The organism is Paenibacillus sp. lzh-N1 (assembly GCF_002872435.1).
GTDB lineage: Bacteria > Bacillota > Bacilli > Paenibacillales > Paenibacillaceae > Paenibacillus > Paenibacillus polymyxa_C.
The window spans coordinates 2533953-2560821 of the sequence record NZ_CP025696.1 but is presented as its reverse complement, the minus strand read 5'-3'; the positions used below and the strand labels follow the sequence as shown (position 1 = coordinate 2560821).

The window sequence follows — 26869 nt, the reverse complement described above, 5'->3', positions numbered from 1 at the left end:
ATCCGTATTCTAAAAGAAATATTGAAGTATATTGTTTTTCTGTATTTACCTACAAGGTCAATGAGCTATCGGTGTTTATAGTCTTTTCCTGCTTCTGCTTCCGCTTCAGCTTCAGATGAGCTACGACCATATACAGCGTCGGAACGACAAACAAGGTTAAAATGGTCGAAAAGATCAGGCCAAAGATAATGGTCGTTGCCAACGGTTTGAAGAGAATTTCTCCTATGGTGGCGATAGGGATCATCCCCACAATCGCAGTTAACGAAGTAAGCAAGATCGGACGGAAACGGGCAGAACATGCCATAAGGATCGCGTCTGTCAGTTCAGCTCCTTCACGCCGCGCATCTTCAATAAATTCTATCAATACAATACCGTTACGCACAACGATACCAGCCAGTGAAATGATCCCCATAATACTCATGAATCCAATTGGCATGCCTGAAATAAAGCTTCCAAGAATTCCGCCTGCCGCTGCCAGATACACAGTGGTCATAATAATAAGCGGTGTGGAGACGGAGTAAAACTGCATCGTGATCAAGAGCAGGATGAGAAAAACAACGATAATGGCTAGTTTGCCCAAATCTGTAAAAATATCAGATTGCGCGGATGTTTCTCCTCCCATCTCCCAGGTGTAGCCTGGTTCAAATTGTGTATGGGTTAGTTTGCTACGGATGTCATTAGTGAGTTCTGTAGCTGTACGCCCATTCGCATTGGCTGAAATCGTTACCGTTCGTTCCAAATCATAACGGTGGATTTGCTGAATGGAAAAGTCCGGTTTCATCGTGACTAACTGGGATAATGGAATTTGCTCTTTTGCCGCATTGGTTACACTTAATTGTTGGAATAATACCTCAGGATCATCGTTTGGTTTATTCATGTATATATTTATATCCAGCAATTCCTTACCTGTATCAAAATCCGTTACATTGACCCCGTCACCCATTAACAGCAGAGTACGCGTCAAATTGGAATAGCTAACCCGATATTTATCCAAGGCTTGTGGGTTGACTTGGAAATTCAGATTATAGCTTTGCATCCCCATATTATCGGTCACGTCTACAGCTCCGGGGGTACCCGCAACCATTTCTTTGACTTTAGCTGTCATGTTTTGCAGTTTATCAATGTCTTCTCCCTTCATCCGGATAGACACCGCACTGCCGACCGGAATACCTAATTGAGGAACCCGAATGCTGATCAATGCAGATGGATATTTGGCTTGCAACGTATGAGTCCAGCTATCCACTGTTTTCTGGAGATCGAATAGTCCCTCGTTTCCAACGACAGCAAGTTGACCGTTGACCGCTCCCCCAGAGCCGTGACCGCCTGCAACATCGCTGTACATCTGAGGCGCTCCTCCACCCGCCGTTGCCGACAGCCGCTCTGTTTCTGGTTGTTTTTTGACCCACAGCCCAATCTCGTTAATTACCCGATTGGTTGCCTGTAACGATGTTCCTTCCGGCATCGTTACGTTGATCGTGGCATCCGCCTGGTCGGATTCTGGGAATAATTGAATGGGAACAACCGCAAGTAATCCATAAGCTGCCGTACCAATCATAAGACCAATCAGCGCTGTTAAAAGCGGGCGTTGCAGTATTCTTGGCATCCAGTTTTTAGAGTACACATTGGATAGAGACTGGATTTGATGACCCAGAAGCCCGGGCGGCTTAACCGCTTGGTTACTCTGTTTCCCTTTACGGCGTTGATCATACCATTGACGAAAAATAGGAATAATTGTTAACGACATAATCATGGAAGCTAGCATCGTTAACGAAATAACGGTAGGGATCGGTTTAATAAAGTCTCCGATATTACCCGGCAGGAATAACAACGGAGCAAATGCTGCAACCGTAGCTAGCGTAGCTGTAATGATCGATAAGGATACCTCTTTGGTTCCTTTAATAGCTGCCTCCGTAGCATTTTCCCCAAATTCAGAGCGTCGGCGTTCAATGTTGTCATTGACCACGACGGCATCATCAACCAATATCCCTAGCACGATGATGAGTCCGATGACTGAAATTTGATTCAGCGTAGTTCCTGTCATGGGCAAGAAAATAAAGCCGATGGCGATGGAAACAGGAATGGCCAACGCCACAAATGCAGAAGTTAGCAAATTCAAGCCTAAAGTACATATCACAATAACCGATAAAATAGCGATAATCATCTCTTTGGTCAGGTTTCCAAATATTTCACTCACTCGATCATTTTGTGCAAAAAGCAGCTCAAAATGTACATTCTTCGGCAAACTGCTCGCAAGTTGATTGATTTTGGCTGTTGTTGCTTTGGATACCGTTGGCACATCTGTTCCTATATCTCCGCTTACACTGATCGAAATAGCAGGCTTGGTATTCACATACGTATAACTAGCTGCTTTTTTAAAAACAAGTGAGGCAGTACCTATATCCTTCAGAGATATCGGAAATCCATCGTCATTGCTTGAAATCTGGACGTTATTTAGAATCGATGGATCCGTTGAGGCATTCACCGTCAGCTGATAAGTACGCTCATTGAAATCCATACTTCCTGTAGGCACTCTGTCATTCTCATCCTTGATCGCTTGAACAACCTGCTCCCAGGAGATGTTATATTGTTGCATCTTTTGCGTGTCTAAGCTAACTCGTACCTCTTGCTCAGGTATTCCTTGAATATTAACCTGCGAAATACCGTGGACTGTTTTTAATTGATCTTTCCATTTGTTCATTAATTCATTTAATGAGTATAAATCCTCAACCTTATCAGAGGTGATCGCATATGAACCAATGAAAGAGCTAGTCATGCTATCATTGATTATAGGCTGCATCGCATCGTCTGGAAGCTCGGATTGTGCATCCTGCACCTTCGTACGAAGATCAGCCCATACTTTTGTCGGATCCGCATCATTCAAAGCTTCTATGATAATACTGGATTGGCCTTTCGATGAAGTAGAGGAAATCGTTTTGACACCTTGTATAGCTTTAATTTTCTGTTCCATGACCTTAGTAATGGTTTGCTCGATTCTTTCAGGTGAGGCACCCGGATAGATGGTTGTAACACTGGCTGACATAGGAATAACATCAGGCTGCTCCTGTTTGGGCAACGATGTAAAATTAAAGAGCCCTAGCAGTATGCACATACCAAAGAAAATGAGCGTAATTTTCTGTTTTTTAACGATATATTTAATCATTCGGATGACTCCTCCGATTTCCCAAGCACATCATTCCCAATTAAATCGCCATTAAACAAGGTTCCTGCTCCTTGTGTAACAATTTGATCGCCTGCCTGTAGTCCGGAGAGAACTTCGAATTGATTATTCGTTACTTTTCCCACTTTAATTGTGGTTTTAACGGCCTTACCATTCACAGCTTTAAAAATATAAGGGTCACTTCCCGTGCTAATCACGGATTCTACAGGCACTAACAGGGCTTCCGCTTGATTCACACTTTTAGATGCGCTGATGACTTGTCCAGGTTTCCAATCCAGTTCAGGGTTAGGCAGGCTGACTTCCACATTAATACTGCCCGTTTTCGCATTCGTTGATGGGTAGATCTGAGTAACGGTCCCTATTCTAATCTCATTGTAGAGTGATATATTTACTTTTTGGTTTTTCTTCCATGATAAGATTTCGCTGTCCGGTACGGGAAGAAGTACTTTTAAGGTCTTAATATTCCCGACGACAAATGCCTCACTCCCACTGGAGCCCAGTTGACCATCAGACACCTTTTTTTCAATGACTACGCCAGCGATCGGGGAGGTTAAAGTAGCTTTTTTAAGTGACAAGGATGACTGTTCATAAGCAGCCAATGCATCCTCGTAGGTAGCCTGCGCCTGAGCTTTACTGGCTAGCCCTTGCTGCTTCGTAGCCATAGCGGTCTCCAGCCCTGCTCTGGCCTGCTCTACACCAGCTGAAGCCTGGGCACGTTGTTCCTGTGAGGCTCCCGCAAGCAAGAGAGACAACTGCTCTTGTGCGTCACTTAAACTTTTTTGTGCATTCGTTAATTCCAGCTGTGCATTCTCATTTTCCGACAATGATGCTGCACCTGCCTGGAACAGACTTTGCGTCCGTGCGGCATCCGCTTTTTTCTTATTGTAAGCATTGGTGGCTGCAGTAACCGCATTTTGTGACTGTGCAATTTCCTGCTTTTTGGCGCCATTGTTCAATTCCTGCAATTTCGATTGGGCCGCATCGACCTGGGATTGTGAACTATGAATACCCGCCTGTGCCGATTGAACAGAAGCCTCCGCTTGGCTAAGACCGGCTTTTGCCTTTTCCATGGTTGCCTTCGCCCGATCCAGCTGCAGCTGGTAGACAGATGTATCTAACTTCGCAAGGACGCTCCCTTTTTCTACGGAGTCCCCTACCTCAACCATAGTGTTCAATATACGTCCATCCGCTTCAAAGGAAACACTAGCTTCATTACTTGCCTGCAATGTTCCCGCCAGATTAAAATCATTGGCCAAAGGTTTCATTACAAGCTTCTCTACTTTTACCGGATGACTTGCCTGTGTTACAGAGTTCTCCGTTGCACTGGAGCAACCGGAAGCTACTATAGCTAATGCAATCCCCGTAATCATGATCCTGATTCCTTTTTTCTTCAACTTCATGTCATCCTCCCTGATTCTCTCTTCTAAAGGTGCTATCAGCAACCCGTGGGTCATGTAAACTTTTTTCATTGCTTTTTTCATGTTATAACAATGAACACACAAAAAAATCGTACAAAGGGGCAAGCACCTTATGTACGACTGGGCAATGAAAAACATCTATTCAGTTAACATCTCTAAAGCTGTAAAATCCCACGTTCCAACGAAACAGCAACGGCTTCAGATCTAGAATCAACACCAAGCTTATTATAAATATTCGTTAAATGCGCTTTGACGGTACGCTCGGAAATCCCCATATCAAATGCTATTTCCTTGCTTTTAAAACCGTGTGCAACAGACTTTAATATATGCCTTTCCTTATCCGTAAGAACTAAGCTGCTCTCGCGGGATTCTAGCTTGGCTTCTTTCTTATTCGTTGCAGCGAACACCCTTGCTGTTATTTCTGGCTGAAGCAACGTTTCACCCCTTAGCGCTGACTCAATCGTGCGAAACAGGTTTTCCCGGCTGGTATCTTTCAATAAATATCCTTTTGCCCCCAAAGAAAGTCCCTTAATCATTAAATCATCTTCGTTATAGGTAGTCAGGATAATGACAGGCGTTTCATTTTGTTTTTCTCTGAGGGCTTTCATTGTTTCCAAACCACTCATTTGTGGCATATATAAATCTAGCAATATGACATCCGGTTGAAGCTCCTCGATCAGTTTAAGAGCAGTTGCACCTTCTCCGGCCTCACCAATAACTTCATAGCTGTCATTGGTCTCCAACACCAGTTTTAACCCTTCTCTAACGACCCAATGATCGTCGACGATTAAAATCTTGTATTTCATGATAGGTCTCCTTTAGTAAGAGGCGCCTCTATTTTTATAGCTGTACCTGCTTGCAATATACTGTTGATATTTATGTTTCCACCCAGCATCCGTACACGTTCATGGATCCCTATTATTCCGTAATGTCCTGTTTGCTTGGCAATAATATTCGTATCAAATCCTTTTCCATCATCACGAATCTCAATTTTAATCTTGCCTTCGTTATCTAAGATATTAATCCATACGGTATTCGCATGTGAATGCTTCGCTACATTGGTTAAACATTCGCTTATAATAAATAGTCCATGCTCGAACAGCAGTCTGGGGACTGAAGCTTTAATTTTGATGTTGCGTATGACACGAATGCTCGTAGCCATTGTAAATCGCTGTATTTCTTCCTCCACCGCTTCTGCAAAATCAACTTCCGAGATGGTTTTTGAACGCAAATTGTCTATGGCTCGCCTCGAATCAGACAGTGTCCTCCGTACTTGTGACATCGATTGTTGGACAATCTCCTGAGCTCTTTGCGTACTTCCTTTGGTCAGATGAGCATCAATCGCTTCCAGCTGCATGATTAACCCAGCGAGCCCTTGAGCCAGCGTATCATGCAGATCACGGGCCATGCGTTGCCGTTCGTTAGCAATTGTAAGTTCTTCTACCTTTTGATGTGCGATTTCAAGTTCTTTCAAAACGTTTTGCGTGCGGATTCGTGCTTTGACTTGTTTGAGAAAAAGAACCGCATAGGCTACTATAACAACGACAATTAGAAAAAATAGCGGGATGAACAGCACAAATTGCCTGCCGTCATTGTGAGAGACCACAGCCACACAAAAAAGAACGTAGGAGATCAAAAATACAAGAATGACCTTCAGCGGCTTATAATAAATACCTATACTCTGACCCACCAAAACGGGCATTAAACCCACTAGTACTATGGAGAAACTTTCAGGTAGAAGAAATGCACTTGCAAAGATCAAGCCCCCTTGTACAACAAAATAAGCCCATGAAAAGTGTTTTGCTACTCTATGAGCATGCAAGTACAAGAGGATATGCAATATGATGATTACAGTGAATAAGGAACTTTGCATCAGGTATAAACCATCGAACAAATGTTGAAGAATGACAGACTCACTATAGATTATAAAAATCCATATTATGGTCAGCACTTTCGAAATGTCCTTGGTCTCTACTTCACCTTCAACTTCACTTTCACTTATTTCCGGATCTAGATTTTGAACCTGTACATTGTATTCATCGTTCATAATTCCCTCCTGCAATTCTGAATTCAGCTTTTCAACTTATTAGAGACATGCCGCTATGACAGCCTGGTCTATTTCGTTTGAACAAAAATCATTTATATATCATTTTACAAAAAAACGAAAGAAAAAAAACGTACACATGGGCAGTTTCACTTGTACGTTTGGGCATTGAGTACTTTTGTTCGATACTATCCATTATGGCGTCATATAAAAAGCACGCAGCAGGTTATCCTGTGCGCGCTTGACCACTCTCTATTCTTCTTCCAACTCATCTGGCACATCATATTTATTGATATGCGAGGTCATTGCTGCGACAGCTTCGCTGGCATCCGTGGTAGCCGGTACTTCTCTGACCACATCATCCGTCTGATCACGAAAATTCAAACGATCTGCCTCGATTTCTTTCTGTTGGTTGGGTTTCATTTTCCAGGTCGCTCCTTTCTATTCAAGGGTCAGATCACGTTCTGTCAACGTGTACAAAGGCACTTCCCGTTCCTCTTCCGGGTTGTTCAGCGCATAGATCCGTGCCGTCTCACGTTGTTCGTTCACATGCTGAATATAGATGGGCAACCCATCGCACAACACATTTGCCATGATGGGAGAGGACGCTATTTCTTGTGCTCTTTGAACATTCATTTAGAAAAAACCTCCCTTGCTAAATAGCGTTCGTCTTTACTATGCACGAGGTAAATATTTGTTATACACATTTCATGCCAACATGTCCTTACGTTATTCTTTAGAATGATGTTGACCGAGTTTTAAAACACAATCATGAAAGGATATCATTTGAAAAAATAAATATTATTGTTATTATGGATTGAGAGATTCAGTTAAAACTGCATCTTAAATGAAAGAGAAGGAAAGGAGCAAGGATGGATGTTAAACGTATTAATGATTAATTTTCCGGCAGAAGGACATGTAAACCCCACGCTTGGGATCACGCAAGCCTTTGCAGCACGAGGGGACCAGGTTCATTACATTACAACTGAGAAATACAAGAATAGACTCGAAGCAGTTGGAGCGAAGGTTCACCTGCATCCTGATCTGGTCAGGACTGCTTCCATTGATACCAACACTCCGGCAGGACTGAACGCATTTTTGAATATTCATATCCAGACTTCGATGGACATCTTAGCCATCACCCAGGAGCTGTCCGAGCGTATTCAATTTGACTTGGTGTTCTATGATCGATTCGGAGCTGGTGAATTAGTAAGAGATTATTTGAATATTCCAGGCATTTCTTCATCCCCATCTTTTCTCATTTCAAATCATCTGATGGCTGCCAATCTCTTCCGCTCCGACGCTAAAGTACCGTTTCAGCCTGATGAACAAGTCACGACTTCACTGCATCTCATGAAAGAAAGATTCGGTGTTGCTCCCAAAGAAATGGTTCAATTTATGAACAATTCAGGGGCTTTGAATGTTGTGTATACGAGCAGATATTTTCAACCGAATGGTGAACAATTTGGGGATGAGCATCTTTTTATTGGTCCCAGCTTTCCGGAGCGTAAAGGAGAAAATTCATTCCCGCTGGACAGACTACAGGATAAAAAGGTTTTGTATATTTCGATGGGAACTGTTCTGGACCACACTGAAGACTTTTTTAACACCTGCATTGAGGCTTTTTCCGATTTTGAAGGCATCGTCGTGATTGCAGCTGGCGAGAAAGCTGACTTTACGAAAATTAACCCGGCCCCTGAGCACTTTATCATCTCACCCTATGTACCTCAATTGGAGGTATTACGTCATTCAGATGTATTTATTACTCATGGTGGAATGAACAGCGTGAATGAAGGAATTCACTTTAATGTACCCTTGGTCGTGCTGCCTCAGGACAAGGATCAGCCCATGGTCGCGCAACGGTTAACGGAACTTCAAGCTGGCTATCGAATAACTAAGGATCAAATCAATACACAAACGTTAAGAGATGGCGTACATGAGGTCATGTCAAACGCAGCGTATAAAGAGGGCGTACAAAAAATAAATGACAGCTTCCAGCAATCCGGCGGTACCAAAGAAGCTCTCGCAAAAATTGATGCTTATCTTGATGCTTATCTGCAACATAAGCGCGCCTAAAATCACACGAGCAAAATGGCCACAAAAAAACAGGAATCTGACCATCCACGGTCAGGTTCCTGTTTGTGGTGCGATTCTATGCGAGGATATCCCACTTCTGGAACGAGACAATCGTACATTTTCCGCTCGCAAACGCATGAATACCTGTTGATTCCATTCCGGGATACACTCTTCCGGTGAGAACATATTCACCGTCGCCGATGAATATTTCCACAGAGCTCTTATCGACGAAGATCCGCAGCTCTAGACGTCCCTCTTGTAAGCCTAAGGGCACTCTTCTCTCTCCGCCCGGTCCGATACCTGCACGCTCACGGTTAAAACGGAACAGACCGTCATCGGGACGATACGAGAGTACAGTCTCCTCTTCGCCGCCCACCCGCAGCTTCAAGCCGAATTCATCAGTGTTACCAGCCTCGAACTCAAATACCGCCTTCAGTTCGTAGCTATCTCCGAACGTCTCCATGATCTGCTCGCCTGTCAGCAAGATATCCCGCTGTTCGAACAGATTGGATCGGTAATTTTCCACCTCTTCAAGCGGACGGAACAGCAATCTGTCGTGGTCGATCACCGCTTCCCGCGGAAGACTCATCGCACCAGCCCAGTGGTGTCCCTGCTGGGTTGGCATCTCCGACTCCCACATATCCATCCATCCGATGATGATACGCCGCCCTTTATCGTCCAAGGTTGACTGCGGGGCATAGAAATCGAATCCGTGATCTACCTGAGCATACTGCTCTGCCCTAAATGTTCCAGCCTCCGCATTGAAATCACCTATACCGTACATGGTGGAATGCAGATTACGGTATGCTTCTCCCTGAGCAGGCATGCGCTGTGGAGACAGCATGAATACGTGCCGACCGCCAAGCGGGAACAAATCCGGACACTCCCAATTATCGCCGTAGCGTCCGTCACTCACAGCCAGCACATTGACATACGTCCAGTTTCTCAGGTCTTCAGATCTGTAAAGCAGTACAAGCCCGTTCCCTTGGGCATCATTAGAGCCAAGAACGACGTAGTATTGATCTTCGTGCCTGAACACCTTAGGATCACGGAAATCTTTGCGGCTGACCCTGTCCGGTATGGCGTCATAACCGATGACCGGATTGCCCTCCCACTTTTCGAATGTCACCCCGTCTTCCGATACTGCAATTCCCTGTGACTGCTTGTAATCCTGATCCTTGTCAGGCCCGGTTACAACATGTCCGGTATACATCAGGACAAGCTTACCGTCCTGCTCAACCGCACTGCCGGAGAAGCAGCCGTCCCGGTCGAACTCACCGTCCGGAGCCAAAGCGACCGGCAGATAGTCCCACTTCATAAGATCGCGGCTGACTGCGTGTCCCCAGTGCATCGGTCCCCACACCGATTTATACGGGTAATGTTGATAGAACAAGTGATACTGCCCGTTATATTGAATGAAACCGTTCGGGTCATTCATCCAGCCAAATTCAGCCATTAAATGGTAGTTCAGCCGATAATCCGGCCGCAGCATATGCCTGGATTGGGAAATAAATTGATCTGCATTCTCTCTCGTATATACTCTAGTATGTTTGATAAGGCATCCTACTCCTACAGTTATTTAATCGAACCTTGCATAACACCCTGAATAATATATTTTTGGGCGAACAAATAGATGATAATGATCGGAAATATCGTCAGTACCAAACTTGCCATCAATGGACCATAGTCCACTGTATAGGTCCCATAAAAGTTGTACGTGGACAACGGAAGTGTCCTCTGCTCAGGATCAACCAGAATGAGGGAAGGCAGCAGAAAATCATTCCAGATCCACAGTACATTGAGAATAGAAATAGTGGCAGTCGTGGGCATCAATACCGGAAACACGATCCTGAAGAATGTCTGAATCCGTGTGCAGCCGTCAATTAGCGCCGCTTCCTCCAGTTCCTTCGGAATACTCTTTACGAATCCATGATAAATGAAAACAGCCAGCGAGCTGCCAAAACCGATATACATGTAAATCAGCGACCACTTGCTGTTCAGTAGATCAAGTGAGCCGTAAATTTTCACCAATGGAATCATGATGGCCTGGAATGGGATGATCATGGAAGCTACCATCAGCATAAATGTATATTGGTTGAACTTGGTGTTGTTTCTGACAAAATAATGAGCCGTCATCGCCGCGAACAGTGAGATGAACAAGACACTTAACACCGTTATAACCAATGAGTTGGTGAAAGCAGCGATATAATTCATTTTATCGAATGCATTCATATAGTTGCTCATATCAAAACTCTCTGGAAGCGATAACGGATTCGAAGTGATGGCCATATTTTCCTTGAACGAATTGATCAGCAGAAAGACGAACGGTACGATGAACAATATGAGTATAACGGTCAGCACAATGAATTTGATCATGGAGGAAGCGATTCTTTTGCTTGCCATTACGCCTCCACCTCCAACTTCTTGCTAAAATAAACCTGAAGCAGAGTGATGAGAGCAACCATCAGGAACAGCACGAATGCTTCTGCCTGTCCCACACCATAATCACGGGAAAGGAATGCCTTTTCATACACATGCATCGACACCATTTGAGTACTACTGAACGGTCCGCCTTTCGTGAGCGCGAGGTTGACGTCATAGACCATAAACCCACGCTGCAGGGACAAAAATATACATACGATGAAAGAAGGAACCATCAAGGGCAGCACCATTTTTCGCAGTCTGGTCCAGCTGTTCGCCCCATCAATGCTTGCAGCCTCCATAATATCATTCGGTACACCCGTCAATCCTGCAATATAAATGACCATCATGTAACCCGCGTTCTGCCACACGGTTACAATCACGAGTGTCCAGAACGCTTTGTCAGGATCAGCCAGCCAAGTCGTGCTGAGCGCCTGAATGTCGGCATGTTGTCCCAAATAGACAAGCACGTTGTTGAAGATAAACTGCCATATAAAACCGAGTACAATGCCGCCGACAAGGTTGGGCAGGAAAAATCCTGCCCGGAAAATGCTCTGTCCTTTTAACCCTTTAGTCAGCACATAAGCCAGCATAAAAGCGATAACATTGATAAGAACAACGGTATAAAATACATATTTGAGCGTCAAGGCGAACGATTTCCAAAACTCAATATCCCGAAAAACGGCCAGATAGTTTTGGATGCCAACCAGCGATAGTGTCGTGGAAATACCATCCCAGTTTGTGAACGTCAAATAAATGCCGTACAAGAATGGAATGATCATTACCGTTATGAAGGCAAACAAGGTTGGCCCGGTGAACAGCAGCCGTGTCCGTAGCCGGTTCCATACTCCTTTTTCCGCAATCATGGTGATCCCTCTCTTTGTTTCGGATTTCTCTCTCTATTTCCGGGTAATTTGACAATAAGTCTTATTTTACGGTTTTCCAGTAGTCTTCGATTTCCTTAGCCAGTGTTGCGCGATCGCCCTGCTTCGCCAGATATTTTTGCATGGAAGATCCTAGCTTAGACCAGTGGTCGGCAGGCAGCAAGCTCATCGACTGCTCTGACTTGCCTTTTGCAATATAATCCTGAATGGATTTGCCAAGTGGATCGGCCGCAGGCAGTGTAATATTTTTGAACGCCGGGATAATGTTCGCTTTGTTCACGAGGAAATCCTGACCTTTCGCATCATAGACGATCCAGTTCAGGAACTTCTTCGCTGCCTCTTGCTGTTCCGGCGTACTCTTCTCCTTGTCAATGACAATACGTTTGGAAACAGCAGATGAAATTTCCTGATTGCCATAGTCATCGGCATTGTTGCTGATGGGTACAGGCAAGAAACCATATTCTTTGTTAGCGGTATCAAAACCGCTGATTTGCGGCCATGCCCAGTTGCCCATGAACCAAATGCCAACCTCGCCTTTGCCGAGCAACTCCGGTCCACGCTCATAAGCACCTGCCAGTGGGGAAGCCTGATCGATATTGTATTTCATCATGACGTCGAATGTATCCATAAGTCCGTTAAATACTGGATTGGTAGCCAAGTTAGCCTGGCCCGCTTTCAGTGATGCTATGAATTTGTCCACTTCAGCCATGTCCTTGTTCTGGCCTGCATAAGCAAGTGGCAAATAATGAGCACCTAGGGACCAGTCCATTGGCGAAATCACCAATGCTTTCTTCCCGGATGCCTCGATTTGTTGAAACAGTTTTTCAAGGTCATTTCGAGTTTTAATTGTGGTGGGATCGAAGCTTCCGCCTACCGCTTTATCAACAACCGCTTTGTTATAAATGAATCCGTAGCCTTCAACAGCCAGCGGAAACGCGTAATTTTTACCGTCAACCGTCGTAGCTGTGGTAGCGTTTTCAACAATGTCCTTATTCCACTTCTCTCCGCTTAAGTCGAGGATACGGTCCTTGAATTTCTCCACATCACCTGTATCTAGCATGGTCATGGTTGGCGGGTTCCCAGATGCATACAATGCAGAGGCACGCTCAAAAGGCGAGCCACCGGTCGGAACCGGCTGGATTTCAACAGTGATGCCGGGATTGTCTTTCTGGAACGCCTTAGCGGCATCCTCCAGCTGTGAAAGGATTTCACCTTTGGAGTTCAAAAGTGTAACTTTCACATTTCCCGCATCCGCTGATCCCCCTCCAGAAGCCGAATTACCTTCTCCTCCGGAGCCGCCGCATGCAGACACCACCATAACCAAAAGAAGCAGCATTACCATCCATTGAACTCTTTTGAATTTCCTCACTGTTGTCATCCCCCTATTTCTATAATGGCTGCTGTACACTTAAATAAAACGCTTACAAACGGATTATATGTCAAAGATTCAACTTATGTCAATCGTTTGACATGTTAAACCTTTAACATTTACTAAAAAAAATCTGTTCCCCTTGTTAGAGGAACAGATTTCATTCAGGTCGTTGCACGCTCAATCAATTCAACAGGCAGCAGATTGACAGGCTGTACCTGCTCGCCCTCTGCCTGCTTACGAATCAGCTCGACCGCCAGCCTGCCTATCTCAGCAATCGGCTGTCTTACCGATGTAAGTTCAGGCGTCAGCCAGGAAGCAGCGCTTACGTCATCAAAGCCTACAATACGCACATTCTCCGGCACATGCCGTCCGGCGCGGATATATTCTTTCAATGCAAAAGCGGCAATAATATCGCTTGTAGCAAACACCCCATCCACATCCGGATGTTCATGAACGAGTTTGGAGATCATTCGCTCGTACTCCTTTTGGTCGAACACATTCAAGTCCGTTTGAACGATCACATGCTCGATACTATGCCTGTCCACAACATCTTTGAATGCTTTAGTCCGCTCATTGGACAGCATGTTCAGCTCCAGATTTCCACATATATGTGCAATTTTCCGGCACCCTTTGCGAATGAGCAGCTCCGTGGCCAGCTCGCCTCCGCGATAATTGTCCGAAGATATGTACGGAATATACGGGTCAATCTGCCTGTCAAATGTCACAATCGGTGAATTCAAATGTCGGTACTCTTCTACCTCCAGGGTATGACTCCCCATAATGATGCCGTCTACTCGGTTTCGTTTCAACATATCGATATACACTTTTTCCTTCACGGGATCCATATGTGAATTGCAGAGTAGAACCTTGCACCCCTGCTGATAGGCATAGTACTCCACCTGATTAGCAAGCTCACTAAAGAAAGGATGCGAGACATTGGGAATAATAAGGCCGATAATATTGGACTGCTTGCGTAGCAGGGATCGTGCTATTTCATTCGGTTGATAATTAAGCTCTTCCATTGCATCGAATACTTTTTTGCGTGTAGTTTCGCTGATATAGCCCCGGTTATTCATTACACGGGATACTGTAGTGACCGACACGCCCGCTTTTAACGCCACATCGTGAATTGTTGCCATATGAACCTCTTCCCGAACAAAATACATACATATAAACTATACCCTCTCCTCACCATTTCGACAACCTTGGGTATTATGTTAACCCATACATAAAACAGCGACAGCCGTAGACGAGAACTCGTCCTCAACTGTCGCTGTTTCATTAACTACCGTATCCCTTTAGTCTCCGTAACAATCCCCAGCATCATTCTCTTATATTGCCAGACATATCGTAAATTCCTAACTCGTTGGGTTTTCGTATACAGTTTCCAGATAAGTATTTGTCTCCGGCGTTATTTCCTTGTTTATGTTGTAATACGGTTTTAAGCCCTCATCCTGCTTTCCCCGTGAAGAAATGCCAATCGCTCCCGTTCGTTGAACAGTTTGCAGTTGAGTGGTTACCACACCGTTACGTTAGAGCTCCCACTACTCTGATATCCTTCTGTTGCTAACACCTGGTAAGACCAGTTGTTCCCCAGATGCATTCCTTTGCTCGCCCATGCCTTCACGTGATTGCTGAAAGTGATCGTGGAGTTGCCCCCGGTCGGTCTCTTCGTCTGTCGAACACTCCAGTACTGAATAAACGTCGTTTTTTGGCCTTCAATGGAAGGTGCGTCGTATCGCATTGTTGTGTAGATGTCATATGTGCCCCCATCACTGGTCACTGTACCTTTATACGTTCCGGTAGGTCGATAAGTACCCCAGCTATCAACGACGTAATATTCGATGAGTGCGTTTCTCGTCCACCCGTAGAGAGCCAAATATCCATTACCGGACGGCGCCCAGACACCGGCATTGTAGTTAATCGTTCTGTTGGGCGATCCAGTAGTCCAGCCTTTGCCGACAACAAAATTCCCGGTATCCTTCCATGTTACGCTGTAATTACCGCCTGATCCATTAACAGCATTGACGGTCCCGCCGCCATCGGTCCAATTTTGCCAGTAGTCTGTCGCTGCACTTGAGGTTGTTGCAAACACTCCAAAACTCATGGAAGCTGCAAGAACTACCGTTAACATTTTCTTACTAAACTTAAACATACTTTACCTCCTACAATTTTTATATTTGCATTCTACACCTGCTTGTCGGTCGATTCTCTGTTGCAGTGCATCACTCATGTGAACCATATTCCGTGTTTTCTTACTTTCACCTCCTTTATATGTAAAATTATATAATAATAGTGATCACACAACCACTTGGCAAATTAAATATTAAACTTTACTATGTTTAGATTTCCCTGAGTTTTATAGAGCCCATCGAGGGTTTATTTCGAACTCGAACTAGTCTACATATCTTCAGATTTTCTTTAGATATATCCTCGTAAAATCCTTAGATTTTTTCGTTACTATTTTTATATTGAAACAATAAAGCAGGAAAAAATAAATCACGGGGGAAAAACAGTTGAATTTCAATGAATATCTACTTTTTTTGCAAGGATTCCTCACAAATCCACAACGAGTGGGAAGCCTTATACCTAGCTCTCGATTTCTGGCAGCTAAAGTAGTTGAGTCTGTAGCCTGGGATGAGGTAAAGGCAGTCGCAGAGCTTGGATCAGGTACAGGTGCTATCACACGTTTCATGAAGACACAATTAACTGGATCAACAAAAGTGTTATTGTTCGAAAGAGATAGGAAAATGAGAGAGAATCTGAAGACAAAATACCCGGATTTCGCGTGCCATTCAAATGCTTGCCAATTAGTTAAAAAATTAAATCAAGATGACATCGGCCAGTTGGACTGTATTATTAGCGCATTACCATTTTTTAATTTTACGAGTGAAATGCGAGGGAATTTACTTAATCAGATTATTCAGGCACTAAAACCAGGAGGAATCTTTATCGCTTTTCAGTACTCACTCCAAATGAAAAAAAAATTTGCCGAAAACTTAACTATTGAAAAAATTGAGTTCGTGCCCTTCAATTTCCCTCCAGCTTTTGTATATATCTGCCGCAAAAAAGGGGTGCCATGTAATGGACTCAATACTTGTTGTAGCTGACGATTCAGAGATCCAAGACATTTTTCACGCATATTTGCGCAATGAGGGATACTTTGTCGTAGAAGTTACAGATGGTCTGGAAGCGCTAGGCCTAGTGAAATCAATCTCTTTCGAACTGGTCATTCTAGATGATAGGATGCTACGAACGGATAGTATCCAAGCATGCATTAAAATATGGGAATTGTTTAACACCCCGATGATCCTTATCAAAGATCTTGTTCTGGATAAGACTAAATATTCCGTTATACTGAAGGGCCCCCTAACGCAAGAACAAGAAAATAAACTCTTCGGTCTTTTATAAATGATGTATAAATAAAAAAGCTTAAGCCCGGACAAAGTGCGCTCCTGGCTTAAGTTTTATCTTAGAACCTTCTAATTCAAATTTCCCCGAACCCATATATTTAACTTGTTCATCGATCAGCGTCCACTCTATGAAAGGAATACCCTGTATATAATGCTTCAGTGATAAATTCATTTAGTGCCTCCAACATATATGCAGGTGCCCCCCTGTCTGCTCCGAAGGTTTGCCCACTATCATGAAGAACAATAACAGCTCCGCCCTTTAGCTTGGACAGCAGCCTTTGCTTAATTTTTTGCTTGCCGCCGGAGCTTTTCCAGTCACCTACAATAACAGACCAAAGAATCATACGAAATTTCTTCATCAAAAAAAAGTCAAATAGGTTGATAACCCCCCATGGGGGGCGATAGTAGAAAGTTTTTTCTCCAATAATACGATCAATAACCTTGGCCGTTTTGTTAACCTGCTCGCGGACCCTCTTAGGACTCATCAAAGCATTTGACCAATGCACGTAATTGTGGATCCCAACAAGATGTCCCTCATTGTGCATTCGTTGGATTAGATCGGGATATTTCTCTGCTTTTCGACCAAGGACAAAAAAGGTCCCCTTTATGTTGTGCTTCTTTAATAAATCAAGCAAAAGAGGCGTATATTCTGGGTCTGGACCGTCATCAAAAGTCAAGGCAATGGGCTGGTCGCCTGTTCCTTTTTTATAAACCCCTATTCCAAATAGTCGAACCATAAGGGTCGGAATAATCGTGTAAACGAGTAATACACTGATGATAATTATTAATGTCTGCTCCATGGTCCTGCTCCTTTTTAACAGTAGGGAATCAATACTTGCCTGTCTTCTAGGAGCATATATTTAGTCCACTGGTTCTATTATTCATTTCAAAGGTTGCAAAAATAACTTCTAAGGATGCAAACGCGGACTCTTTAGGATGGAACCGTTTAGTATTTTCTTTCATACTCTGAAGAAGTTTTGTATCATCTAGTAATTGCGATAGACGCTCTGTTAGACCCCGAGATGTCTCTGCATGAATGGCTACCCCAGAACGAACTAAAAATTCGGCATTATCTTGTTCTTGACCAGGGATTGGCTTACAAAGTAGCATCGGCAGTTCCATAGCAATCGCCTCAAAAGTCGTGACTCCTCCAGGTTTGGTAATCATAAGATCAGATACAGCCATTAACTCATGAACATCATGAATATAACCTGTTAAATAGATGCGATGTTTGGAACTTTTCAGCTTCTCACTCAATTCCATTCGAAGTTTTCCATTATGCCCACACACAATGATGAATTGTGCAGGTTGTGGCAATTGATCAAGTTCCTGAACAGTAGAGCTTCCATCGCCAATCATGCCGCCCCCTCCTCCCATCACAAGTACAGTAGGCATATGAGGATCTAAACCATACTTCTTGGCTGTTTCCTCTCTTTCCATAGACTGAGAAAATTGCGGACGAATGGGGATTCCAGTATCCGCAATCCGCACCTCTTCAACGCCTAGTTGAATCAAAGAATCACGAACAATTGTGGACCCAACGATATATTGATCGGTATAGGGATAAATCCATGAGCTATGATCGGTATGATCGGTAATGGTAGTAACAGTAGGAATATCGATTAAACCATATGATTTCAGCTTCGACATCACGCCTGCTGCCAAAGGGAATGTACTTACTACAATAGCAGGTTGTACTTTACTAATTAATTTCATCATTCGTCCGATTCCTGTAGAAAAAACAGTCTTTATGATAGGGGATAGAGCGTTTTGTCTTCGTGTTTTCTGATATAGATATCCATACACCTGAGGGAATTTTTTTACGGCTTGCAGATAAACAAATCGACTCAAATGATTCACATAGGGATGAATCCATTCCATAAAATCAATAACGACAGGTTCCATATGAGGAAATCGAATTTGCATTGCATCTTGTAGGGCTTGGGCTACTTGAATATGGCCATCTCCATAATTTCCGGTAAGAATCAATATTTTTTCTTTGTTTACTTTTTTCATTGATTACAGTTCTCCTTTATATCGTTTCAAAAAATCGCCTCATGCAGTAAAGATCAACTTGAACCACTTCGTTATGATAAAAGTGCCAACGGCTATTATTAGGGTAGCCACGGCTAATTTAGGATCGATTATATCTAGCAAATGTAATATATGATGTCCAAAGAACTTGCCAAAAGCAAAGAACGTAGTGGTCCAAACAAACGCGCCCGAATACGAAATCAAAGCAAACTTCTTGTACGAGACACCGTTTAGACCAACAAATACAGGCAGAATATACCGAACGACTGGAATTAACATTCCAAGACACATTGCAGTATCTCCGTGTTGTTCAAAAAGTTTCTCTGCTTTCCGGAAATGACAGTTGTTTTGAAACCTTGGTTTGAATTTTTCTCCAAAGACTTTGCCCGCAAAATAAGCAAATGTAATTGCTATAAACAAACCAGCGAGAATAACCATGTATACAATCCACGGGTTTAAAACTCCGTTGTTACTCAAAATTCCACCTGTTAGTATGGTTAACTCATTAGGAACGGGGATCCCGAATGGACCTAGGCAGAAGGCTAGGAAAAAAAACAAATATCCATAATGATCGACTAGCTGTAAGACGATATCGCTAATCATGTTCTAACCTCCTCGTTATGTCGATGAGAGTATATTAGTATAAAAATCTTAGGAGATTATAGGGATATTTCTAAAGAAATTCTGAAGTATGGAATGAATGACCTAGACTTTGAGCCTTCCATAGATGAATTCTTTAGATTTTCTTTAGAAATATACTCATAAATTCCTTAGTTTTTTTCATTATGATTTGTGTACATAAACCGTAATGGAGGATAATCAGTTGAAACTCAATGAAAATCTTTTATTTTTGCGGAGCTTTATTCACAGTCCGAAAAATGTGGGAAGTGTTATACCAAGCTCCCGGTTTCTGGCGACCAAAATGGTTAAACAAGCGCCTTGGAACGAGGTTAAGGCAGTCGCAGAGCTCGGTTCGGGTACTGGTGCCATCACACGTTTTATCAACACCCAGGTAAGTGAGGCAACGAAAGTGTTATTATTTGAGATGGATGAGACGATGAGGGATAATTTACAGACAGAATATCCAGACTTCTCCTGTCATCCGAACGCTGCACGCTTAGTAGAAGCGATGAAACAAGAGAACATTCAACAGTTGGATTGTATTTTTAGCGGGCTACCTTTTTTTAATTTTGAGCGAGAATTGAGAGATACCTTGGTTGAACAAATTTATAAAGCACTCAAACCTGGAGGCTTATTTATCGCCTTTCAATATTCGCTTCAAATGAAAAAGCAGCTTTCCGAAAGATTTATCATCGAAAAAATTAATTGGGTGCCTCTCAATATCCCTCCTGCTTTCGTTTACGTCTGTCGCAAAAAGGAAACCATGTAGATGTTGATGACACTTTAATTAGGCACCTTAAATACCTTAATTCTACCAAGTCAAAAAAAAGGAGCATCGGTAATGAATACAATCCTTGTTGTGGATGATGATTCCGAGATTCGAGATGTTATTCATGTATATCTACGCAATGAAGGATACCAGGTGATTGAAGCGGCTGACGGGGAGGAAGCTCTGAATGCTATAAAGACAACATCAATTCATCTGGTTATTCTAGACGTCATGATGCCACGAATGGACGGGATCAAAGCATGTCTTAAAATAAGGGAAATCTCGAATATTCCGATTATCATGCTGTCAGCCAAAGAAGAAGATATTGATAAAATCAATGGGCTGACTACTGGAGCCGATGACTACATGATCAAACCGTTTAATCCGTTAGAATTGCTTGCTCGCGTAAAAGCACAGCTCCGGCGTCAATCATTAATAGGAAAAGAAGAATTTAATTCCCTTATTCTTATTAAAGACCTGGTGATTGATAAGAGTAAACATTCCGTAAAGTTAAAGGGGAATGAAATTTCGCTGACTCCTCTAGAGTTTTCTATCCTGATCTTACTTGCCAGCCACCCTGGACAGGTTTTTAGTTCAGAGCACATTTACGAAAATGTATGGAAAGCGCCATACGGGTTCTCTGACAATACGGTGATGGTTCATATTCGTAATTTACGAGAAAAATTAGAGCAATTCCCAAGAGATCCACAATATATTAAAACAGTGTGGGGAGTTGGCTACAAAATTGAATGAACATATACAAAAGCCAAAACGAAAAAAACGCATTCAGGTCAACATTTTATTTAGAATGGTGCTGAGCTTTATTATCGCCACTGCTATAAATAATATTCTCATTCTACTTTTCTTGAAAATTAGCAGTGTTATGGAATGGCATTGGTTTCGCAATTTTTTTCCTTATCTTCTTACCCCCTTGTTTATGGTAACGTTTATTTTCACTTTTTTAGTTTTGACACGACGAATTGTAAGAGACTTAATTACATTGGAGCAAGGGCTTCAGATTATTTCCGAAGGCAATCTAAATTATCGGGTACCTGTTGTTCGACAAGATGAACTTGGACGGGTCGCGCTCAACATCAACCGAATGACAGAACGTTTAGAGCAACAGATTGTAAGAGAACGTGAAATAGAAAAATCCAAGATGGAGCTGATCACTGGTATTTCACATGACTTGCGTACGCCTCTGACCAGCATTATTGGCTATATCGAGCTGTTAAGAACAGAATCCTATCAAGATAAAGATGAATATACGCGCTTTGTTCAGAACACCTATAACAAAGCGATTCATTTGAAGAAGTTGCTGGATGACTTGTTTGAATATACACGGCTCACTTCGGTCGATACCCACTTAAATCTGAGAAGGATCAATTTATTTCAACTTTTGGATCAATTGCTATTCGAGTTCGAAACCATTGCTCAGGAAAACGGTGTATATATCGTGAAGGAAATCAGTGACTCCCCGATCTTTACCTCCGTTGACAGCGATAAAATGGCCAGAGCAATCGATAATCTCCTTATGAACGCCTTAAAGTATTCCGTAAAGCCGGGAGGCATTTGCATTCGACTAAAAACGACTCCTGAGCAAATTACGATTGAGGTCGAAAACAAAGGAGCTCCTCTCACGCAAGATCAAAAAGAGAAGCTGTTTGATCGTTTTTATAAGGTTGACCATTCAAGAAGCAGCGAAGGTATCCAAACAGGAGCAGGACTGGGGCTTTCCATAGCAAGAAATATTGCTGAGTTACATCAAGGCACCTTAACACTCAATCATACCAATAACACCTTTATATTTCAGCTGAACTTGCCTACAGAGAAAAGCTCCAGTTAATAAGCGCTAAAAAGCATGAAAAAAGCGACTGCCATCATTGAAGTCGCTTTTTTCATGTCTCTACCTGTAAACCATCAAAAGGCACCTTCATGATGTACGCCTCAAATTCAGGTCACAATGAAAATGCCAAATATGGGATTCATTTATATTTATCCAGAATTCATTAAGTGGTATGTTGACGGGGTTCTAAAGCATAGAGCAACTACAAACATCCCAAGCACGCCAGGCAAGATTATGATGAATTTATGGAATGGCACTGGTGTCGACGACTGACTAGATCCATATAACGGAGCGAATCCGCTATACGCCGAATACAATTGGGAAGATATACGAGTAATTAGCCTGTAGTATAAAAGCAGCCTGTAGTGGCTGCTTTTTTGAATGCATTGATTCAGCTATGTTCCGATCGTAAGGAAAATCGCTGAAGCCTATTCAAAGCTGGCAACTACCAATGTCCAGCTTGAATATAATCAGGTGGTCAATAAGTCTCCGGTTTAACACATACGTTAGGATTGTATTTCCCACGGACTCGTGCCATTATTCATAAAAGAATTGAGCGATTTTAGCGCAATTTCTACCATATCACTCACCGCTTGATCAGTATAAAATGCCATATGCGGCGTTACAATTACATTGGGGAATGCCTTTAAAATGGCCAGTTGGTGATTGTTCAAAACATTCAAACGGTGATCCTCATGAAATATACCCAATTCATCTTCAATGACATCCAGTCCTGCAGCCCCTACTTTGCCTGTCTCGATGCCATAAATCAACGCTTCGGTATCGATTAGTGGTCCCCGCCCACAATTCACGATGCAGACACCATCCTTCATTTTAGCAATGCTTTCGCGATTGATCATATGGTAGTTGCTATCGAATAATGGTGCATGCAGGCTGATCACATCACTAGTGGAGATTAGCTTTTCCAGCGAAACATACTCTATCAAATCCCTTAGATTATCATTTTCGTAAATATCGTAACCTATAATGTTGCATCCAAATCCAGAAAGATTTCTGGCAACAGTAGCTCCAATTTGACCGGTACCTATAATTCCCACAGTTAAGTTTCTGATTTCTCTACCTTGAATACCTGCCAAAGTGTAATCCTGTACGGTGCCTCGCGCTAAAATCTGTTGTGCTTTACGTTCACACATTAGAATTAACATCGTGGTAAAATCCGCGACACTATTGGGCGAGTAGGTAACATTGGAAAAGCGAATGCCATACTCTTTAGCTGCAGCTCTATCTACATAATTGTATCCGGCGCTTCTTAATGCGAGATACTTGACCCCAACCTTACTTAAGGCTTGCAAAGTTGCCCGGTCCACTTTATTGCTCCCTTGTATCGTTACAGCCTCAGCATCTTGCGCCTGAATTGCAGTCTCCGCGTTTAATTCTTGGACCACGTATTTGATATCCAAATCAAACTCTTTCCTAAATTTATCAAAGTATATCGCTTCATCTGGACGCGCTTGGTAAACTACGATTTTATTCAAGGTTGAAAACCCCTTTCGGTGATACGGCTTCACATGGAAAATGGAAATACGTTACCGGGCAGCACAATGTGAATATATTCACATTGTGCTGCTCGTATATCATCCAGCGTCAGCCGAATAGTGTAAGCATTTTAAAGTGGTGTATTATAAGAAGTATGGCAACAACAAACTGATAACAATAACCATTATAGCTCCGCCGATCCGGTTGGCGATCGTTGCAAATGGCATCATCCCCATCCGCTCCGAAGTTGACAATACCCCGATAGCACCGGTTCCTCCCAGATTTCCTAAATTAAGACCTACGGCGATCATCGAATCAATGGGGTGGAATTTCATAAGCTTGCCGACAATTAATGAACCTACCACAGAACCGATAACCCCAAAAATGATAATGATAAAATTTGAAACTGTAAAATAGGAGGACACTTGGCTCAAATCAAGCGATGCAATCCCAATCCCCGTGATTAAGAACGGTAAAAAGTTTCGAACCATAAACCCTTGCCAGTAGTCACTAGATTGGCACAAGGTATCATCCAAGAATCCAGTTGCTTTCACAATAATAACCAAAATTACAGCCCAAGCTATAAAGTTAAGCTGTGGTATAAGACTCTGCAAAATGTTACCGGCGATTATAAAAATAACCGAAACAAACAAACCTGTACCTAACTTTGTAATATCTTTCTTCAAATCACTCGAGGCTTTAGCTTTTTCTTCTGCGGGTTGGTCTGCATTTTTGCGCACATTCTTTAGTAATTCGCCGTTACCTGTTAGCGAAGGATAGCGCTTGCCAAGTTTATGCAGCAAACCAGCGAAAATGACGCAAATCAGATTCGAAATGTTCATGTATACAAGGAACTGCCCCGAAAAAGTCCCTGCTGGCTTGTGAAAAATCGGACTGTAAATGGACGGAACAACGGCGATTGCACCAGAAGAGCCTCCGGAATAATTCGGCAAACCGATCATAAATAGACCTTCCAGCAGCGTTGAACCCGTTAGGAGCGATCCAAGAATTAAGAAGATGAATACAAAGGCCAGAGCACCAATAATACACGGTAATAGCCGTAATGAAATGGAGACGAGCACCTTCCGATCCATACTAAGGATCGAACCGATGATAATTGCCGCCAAAAATAAATTGACAAAACCCGATCCGATCAAACCAGAAATATTCGTCTGCACGTAATCCGGGATCAGACCAAAATACACGAGTGCGGAACCACCGAATAACGGCAGGAGGATCGCCCCTCCCATCCAACTGCCGAAAATGGGAATGACGCCTCCAAGATATGAGAATAAACCACCAGCCATCAAGAGAAATGCAATCGAACCGATAATATCTTTATTCAAATTTCCCGTATAGACTGCAAGCAATATGATGATAGAAAAGGGAATATAGTATTTTAGCGACAATCCTGAAATCTTTATTTTTTTAAATTGAGCTATGAAATTCGATTCCGGAGGAATGGCGGTAACCCCAATTTGCTTATCCATAGTAAACTCCCATCTAATTATTGTTGTAGCGCAAATTGTTTAGCTGGATGAGTGATGACCCCCGTTAATGCGGATGCCGCGGCCACTGCCGGGGAAGACAAATAAATCAGCGACTTCTTGGTTCCCATTCTGCCAATAAAGTTGCGGTTGTTAGTACCTAATACCACCTCATCGTCACTCATTAGACCATATGGTTGCCCGCAACATAATCCGCAGCAAGAGTGCGATACACTGGCGCCGGCATCGATGAAGGTTTGAATATAACCGCGTTCCATCGCTTCTTTGTAAACATTGATGGTTGCCGGAATCACGATCATTTTCAGGAAAGGAGCAATTTTTTTACCTTCAAGAATTTTGGCTGCCGTCTCCATATCTTCAATGCTACCGTTGGTGCAAGAACCAATATAAACCTGATTCAGTTTCGTTCCTTCTATTTCGGAAATAGGATGAACATTATCAACGCCTTGCGGACATGACAATTGGGGCTCAAGCTTACTGACATCGTAATGAAGAACTTGTTCATACTTGGCGTCTTCGTCTACTTTCAGCCAGGAAATATCATTGTAGTCCATGTCGTAATACTCGGCTGTTTTTTCATCCGCTTCGAATAATCCTACTTTTGCACCGGCTTCCAGGGCCATGTTGGCGATGGTGAATCGTGACTGCATACTCATGCTGCGCACAGCAGCTCCTGTAAATTCCATCGACTTGTACTGGCCGCCGTCCGATTTGATGTCACCAAGGATTCTTAAAATAATATCTTTTGCTCCGACACCTTTCGGAAACTCACCATCAAGCACAATCTTGATGGCCGAAGGAACTTTGAGCCAGATCTCGCCCGTTGCCACAACTGCTGCCATCTCGGTATGTCCAATGCCAGTACAGAAACAGCCTGCCCCGCCATAAGTCGTTGTATGGCTATCTGTCGCTACGACGATTTCACCTGGTCTTGCGTATCTCAGTTCATGCATCAGAGAGTGGCAGATTCCCTCGCCCTTATGAACATTTTTAATTTGAAATTTTTCAGCCAACTCAAGTCCATCCACAAAATGGGCAGGGTCGGTATCCGCCTGGTTGGTCGGCATCAGATGGTCAAAGATGATTACTCCGCGGTCCGGATAGATCGCTTTGGTTACATGCATGTCCTTTAACGCGCGCTTTAGGAACGAGGTGTAAATATCATGGATCATATATCGATCGGGCCGAGCGATTACCATGTCACCAGGGGCCAGACTTTGTTCTCCCGTATTCTTCATTAATAGTTTTTCAGCCAGTGTATGTCCCATTGTTTTGTTATCTCCCTTCTGCCTCGGCTTTTTCCATTCGTTTAATGATGTTGGGGATTAGTCCGCCATCTTGAATAATTTCAAACAAATTATTGGACACCTTGGGAATGCTGAAGCTCTTGCCGTTGACTGTAACTGACTGGTTCACTTCGACGGTCAGGATATCTCCTTCTTCGCAGTGCTCAGATATTTCTGCATTTTCAATCAGCAGCATGCCGTTATTGATCGCATTTCTAAAGAAAATGCGGGCAAAGGATTTAGCGATGATGCAGTAAACACCATGTACATTGATCGCTTCGGCGGCCATTTCCCGTGATGATCCGCAGCCAAAATTTTTGCCAGCTACAATAATGTCTCCCGGTTGTACCTGAGATGCAAATTCGGGGCGAAGGGTTTCAAGGCAGTGCGAACCCATTTCCTTTTTATCGAGAATAACTCCGTGCCGGCCTGCAATAATAGTATCTGTATCGACATCGTCCGGGAGTTTCCATATCTTGCCGCTAAATTTCTTTTCCATAAA

General features: G+C 43.1%; 25 protein-coding genes and 1 pseudogene. 7 read left to right on the top strand and 19 right to left on the bottom strand.

Annotated features, from left to right (window positions below):
* Positions 1–49: 49 nt before the first annotated feature.
* The 6 genes from C0638_RS11515 to C0638_RS11495 all read right to left on the bottom strand — a co-directional run bounded on the left by C0638_RS11515 (position 50) and on the right by C0638_RS11495 (position 7276).
* Positions 50–3160 (bottom strand): efflux RND transporter permease subunit, encoded by a 3111-nt coding sequence (locus C0638_RS11515; protein ID WP_058712293.1) that lies wholly within the window; start codon positions 3158–3160, stop codon positions 50–52.
* Positions 3157–4578, bottom strand: a complete 1422-nt coding sequence (locus C0638_RS11510; protein WP_043886145.1) for an efflux RND transporter periplasmic adaptor subunit — start codon at positions 4576–4578, stop codon at positions 3157–3159. The genes C0638_RS11515 and C0638_RS11510 overlap by 4 nt, the downstream gene beginning before the upstream one ends.
* 173 nt (positions 4579–4751) lie before the next feature.
* A complete protein-coding gene (locus C0638_RS11505; RefSeq protein WP_025674660.1) occupies positions 4752–5402 on the bottom strand; it encodes a response regulator in 651 nt (216 codons plus the stop codon).
* Positions 5399–6643, bottom strand: a complete 1245-nt coding sequence (locus tag C0638_RS11500) for a sensor histidine kinase (protein WP_058712292.1) — start codon at positions 6641–6643, stop codon at positions 5399–5401. Before C0638_RS11500 ends, C0638_RS11505 begins: the two co-directional genes overlap by 4 nt.
* 249 nt (positions 6644–6892) lie before the next feature.
* Entirely contained in the window at positions 6893–7063 is a 171-nt protein-coding gene (locus C0638_RS25350) for a hypothetical protein (protein ID WP_013373210.1), read from the bottom strand.
* An 18-nt stretch (positions 7064–7081) separates the two neighbouring features.
* Complete coding sequence (locus C0638_RS11495; protein ID WP_058712291.1) at positions 7082–7276, bottom strand: H-type small acid-soluble spore protein; 195 nt, start codon at positions 7274–7276, stop codon at positions 7082–7084.
* Positions 7277–7516: 240 nt separating this feature from the next.
* Here C0638_RS11495 and C0638_RS11490 point away from each other — a divergent pair, with 240 nt between their 5' ends.
* Complete coding sequence (locus C0638_RS11490; RefSeq protein ID WP_058712290.1) at positions 7517–8716, top strand: macrolide family glycosyltransferase; 1200 nt, start codon at positions 7517–7519, stop codon at positions 8714–8716.
* 76 nt (positions 8717–8792) lie between these two features.
* Here the strand turns inward: C0638_RS11490 and C0638_RS11485 are convergent, their stop codons facing one another.
* The 6 genes from C0638_RS11485 to C0638_RS11460 all read right to left on the bottom strand — a co-directional run bounded on the left by C0638_RS11485 (position 8793) and on the right by C0638_RS11460 (position 15548).
* On the bottom strand, positions 8793–10208 hold the full coding sequence (locus tag C0638_RS11485) for a glycoside hydrolase family 32 protein (RefSeq protein WP_058712289.1): 1416 nt from the start codon (positions 10206–10208) through the stop codon (positions 8793–8795).
* Positions 10209–10291: 83 nt separating this feature from the next.
* On the bottom strand, positions 10292–11119 hold the full coding sequence (locus C0638_RS11480; protein WP_025674651.1) for a carbohydrate ABC transporter permease: 828 nt from the start codon (positions 11117–11119) through the stop codon (positions 10292–10294).
* Entirely contained in the window at positions 11119–12003 is an 885-nt protein-coding gene (locus C0638_RS11475; RefSeq protein ID WP_013373216.1) for a carbohydrate ABC transporter permease, read from the bottom strand. Before C0638_RS11475 ends, C0638_RS11480 begins: the two co-directional genes overlap by 1 nt.
* A 61-nt stretch (positions 12004–12064) precedes the next feature.
* Positions 12065–13390, bottom strand: a complete 1326-nt coding sequence (locus tag C0638_RS11470; RefSeq protein WP_058712288.1) for an ABC transporter substrate-binding protein — start codon at positions 13388–13390, stop codon at positions 12065–12067.
* Positions 13391–13554: 164 nt separating this feature from the next.
* Positions 13555–14559 (bottom strand): LacI family DNA-binding transcriptional regulator, encoded by a 1005-nt coding sequence (locus C0638_RS11465; RefSeq protein WP_081275952.1) that lies wholly within the window; start codon positions 14557–14559, stop codon positions 13555–13557.
* 350 nt (positions 14560–14909) lie between these two features.
* Entirely contained in the window at positions 14910–15548 is a 639-nt protein-coding gene (locus tag C0638_RS11460) for a glycoside hydrolase family 11 protein (RefSeq protein ID WP_013373220.1), read from the bottom strand.
* 361 nt (positions 15549–15909) lie between these two features.
* On the opposite strand from C0638_RS11460, the gene C0638_RS11455 reads away from it, so the two are divergent.
* Together C0638_RS11455 and C0638_RS11450 are read left to right on the top strand one after the other, a co-directional pair.
* Positions 15910–16503: a class I SAM-dependent methyltransferase gene (locus C0638_RS11455; RefSeq protein ID WP_102163498.1), complete on the top strand. Its 594-nt coding sequence runs from the start codon at positions 15910–15912 to the stop codon at positions 16501–16503.
* A complete protein-coding gene (locus tag C0638_RS11450; RefSeq protein WP_102163496.1) occupies positions 16478–16804 on the top strand; it encodes a response regulator in 327 nt (108 codons plus the stop codon). The genes C0638_RS11455 and C0638_RS11450 overlap by 26 nt, the downstream gene beginning before the upstream one ends.
* 109 nt (positions 16805–16913) lie before the next feature.
* On the opposite strand, the gene C0638_RS11445 is transcribed toward C0638_RS11450, so the two are convergent.
* Genes C0638_RS11445 through C0638_RS11435 form a run of 3 tightly spaced genes read right to left on the bottom strand, consistent with a single transcriptional unit; the run spans position 16914 to position 19443 of the window.
* Positions 16914–17606, bottom strand: coding sequence for a polysaccharide deacetylase family protein (locus C0638_RS11445; RefSeq protein WP_058712428.1), 693 nt, complete (start codon positions 17604–17606; stop codon positions 16914–16916).
* Between the two features lie 46 nt (positions 17607–17652).
* On the bottom strand, positions 17653–18822 hold the full coding sequence (locus C0638_RS11440; RefSeq protein WP_058712429.1) for an MGDG synthase family glycosyltransferase: 1170 nt from the start codon (positions 18820–18822) through the stop codon (positions 17653–17655).
* A gap of 39 nt (positions 18823–18861) precedes the next feature.
* Complete coding sequence (locus C0638_RS11435; RefSeq protein WP_058712430.1) at positions 18862–19443, bottom strand: DedA family protein; 582 nt, start codon at positions 19441–19443, stop codon at positions 18862–18864.
* A 220-nt stretch (positions 19444–19663) separates the two neighbouring features.
* Here C0638_RS11435 and C0638_RS11430 point away from each other — a divergent pair, with 220 nt between their 5' ends.
* From C0638_RS11430 to C0638_RS11415, 4 genes and pseudogenes are all read left to right on the top strand, one after another.
* Positions 19664–20230, top strand: coding sequence for a class I SAM-dependent methyltransferase (locus tag C0638_RS11430; protein WP_082689695.1), 567 nt, complete (start codon positions 19664–19666; stop codon positions 20228–20230).
* Between the two features lie 72 nt (positions 20231–20302).
* Entirely contained in the window at positions 20303–20983 is a 681-nt protein-coding gene (locus C0638_RS11425) for a response regulator transcription factor (RefSeq protein ID WP_058712592.1), read from the top strand.
* A complete protein-coding gene (locus tag C0638_RS11420; protein ID WP_058712591.1) occupies positions 20976–22076 on the top strand; it encodes a sensor histidine kinase in 1101 nt (366 codons plus the stop codon). The genes C0638_RS11425 and C0638_RS11420 overlap by 8 nt, the downstream gene beginning before the upstream one ends.
* Positions 22077–22229: 153 nt before the next feature.
* Positions 22230–22417: pseudogene (locus C0638_RS11415) on the top strand (family 16 glycosylhydrolase); the annotation flags it as partial.
* A 165-nt stretch (positions 22418–22582) separates the two neighbouring features.
* Here C0638_RS11415 and C0638_RS11410 read toward each other — a convergent pair.
* The 4 genes from C0638_RS11410 to C0638_RS11395 form a co-directional block, all read right to left on the bottom strand.
* Positions 22583–23572 carry a D-isomer specific 2-hydroxyacid dehydrogenase family protein gene (locus C0638_RS11410; RefSeq protein WP_058712590.1) on the bottom strand — a complete coding sequence of 330 codons (990 nt, stop codon included), beginning with the start codon at positions 23570–23572 and terminating at the stop codon, positions 22583–22585.
* Between the two features lie 144 nt (positions 23573–23716).
* The gene (locus C0638_RS11405) at positions 23717–25063 is read right to left on the bottom strand and encodes a 2-hydroxycarboxylate transporter family protein (protein WP_058712450.1); all 1347 of its coding nucleotides are present in this window, start codon (positions 25061–25063) and stop codon (positions 23717–23719) included.
* Between the two features lie 17 nt (positions 25064–25080).
* Entirely contained in the window at positions 25081–26349 is a 1269-nt protein-coding gene (locus tag C0638_RS11400) for an aconitase/3-isopropylmalate dehydratase large subunit family protein (RefSeq protein ID WP_058712449.1), read from the bottom strand.
* Between the two features lie 7 nt (positions 26350–26356).
* A complete protein-coding gene (locus tag C0638_RS11395; RefSeq protein ID WP_058712448.1) occupies positions 26357–26866 on the bottom strand; it encodes a LeuD/DmdB family oxidoreductase small subunit in 510 nt (169 codons plus the stop codon).
* Between the last annotated feature and the right edge of the window lie 3 nt (positions 26867–26869).

What these genes read in the sequence shown, in the direction of transcription:
- C0638_RS11465 (WP_081275952.1), bottom strand. Translation starts at nt 14,559, where the DNA reads ATGTATTTTGTTCGGGAAGAGGTTCATATGGCAACAATTCACGATGTG.
- C0638_RS11450 (WP_102163496.1), top strand. Translation starts at nt 16,478, where the DNA reads ATGGACTCAATACTTGTTGTAGCTGACGATTCAGAGATCCAAGACATT.
- C0638_RS11445 (WP_058712428.1), bottom strand. Translation starts at nt 17,606, where the DNA reads ATGGAGCAGACATTAATAATTATCATCAGTGTATTACTCGTTTACACG.
- C0638_RS11495 (WP_058712291.1), bottom strand. Translation starts at nt 7,276, where the DNA reads ATGAATGTTCAAAGAGCACAAGAAATAGCGTCCTCTCCCATCATGGCA.
- C0638_RS11405 (WP_058712450.1), bottom strand. Translation starts at nt 25,063, where the DNA reads ATGGATAAGCAAATTGGGGTTACCGCCATTCCTCCGGAATCGAATTTC.
- C0638_RS11460 (WP_013373220.1), bottom strand. Translation starts at nt 15,548, where the DNA reads ATGTTTAAGTTTAGTAAGAAAATGTTAACGGTAGTTCTTGCAGCTTCC.
- C0638_RS11425 (WP_058712592.1), top strand. Translation starts at nt 20,303, where the DNA reads ATGAATACAATCCTTGTTGTGGATGATGATTCCGAGATTCGAGATGTT.
- C0638_RS11475 (WP_013373216.1), bottom strand. Translation starts at nt 12,003, where the DNA reads ATGATTGCGGAAAAAGGAGTATGGAACCGGCTACGGACACGGCTGCTG.
- C0638_RS11435 (WP_058712430.1), bottom strand. Translation starts at nt 19,443, where the DNA reads ATGATTAGCGATATCGTCTTACAGCTAGTCGATCATTATGGATATTTG.
- C0638_RS11490 (WP_058712290.1), top strand. Translation starts at nt 7,517, where the DNA reads ATGTTAAACGTATTAATGATTAATTTTCCGGCAGAAGGACATGTAAAC.
- C0638_RS25350 (WP_013373210.1), bottom strand. Translation starts at nt 7,063, where the DNA reads ATGAAACCCAACCAACAGAAAGAAATCGAGGCAGATCGTTTGAATTTT.
- C0638_RS11395 (WP_058712448.1), bottom strand. Translation starts at nt 26,866, where the DNA reads ATGGAAAAGAAATTTAGCGGCAAGATATGGAAACTCCCGGACGATGTC.
- C0638_RS11440 (WP_058712429.1), bottom strand. Translation starts at nt 18,822, where the DNA reads ATGAAAAAAGTAAACAAAGAAAAAATATTGATTCTTACCGGAAATTAT.
- C0638_RS11480 (WP_025674651.1), bottom strand. Translation starts at nt 11,119, where the DNA reads ATGGCAAGCAAAAGAATCGCTTCCTCCATGATCAAATTCATTGTGCTG.
- C0638_RS11515 (WP_058712293.1), bottom strand. Translation starts at nt 3,160, where the DNA reads ATGATTAAATATATCGTTAAAAAACAGAAAATTACGCTCATTTTCTTT.
- C0638_RS11510 (WP_043886145.1), bottom strand. Translation starts at nt 4,578, where the DNA reads ATGAAGTTGAAGAAAAAAGGAATCAGGATCATGATTACGGGGATTGCA.
- C0638_RS11400 (WP_058712449.1), bottom strand. Translation starts at nt 26,349, where the DNA reads ATGGGACATACACTGGCTGAAAAACTATTAATGAAGAATACGGGAGAA.
- C0638_RS11505 (WP_025674660.1), bottom strand. Translation starts at nt 5,402, where the DNA reads ATGAAATACAAGATTTTAATCGTCGACGATCATTGGGTCGTTAGAGAA.
- C0638_RS11485 (WP_058712289.1), bottom strand. Translation starts at nt 10,208, where the DNA reads ATGCTGCGGCCGGATTATCGGCTGAACTACCATTTAATGGCTGAATTT.
- C0638_RS11500 (WP_058712292.1), bottom strand. Translation starts at nt 6,643, where the DNA reads ATGAACGATGAATACAATGTACAGGTTCAAAATCTAGATCCGGAAATA.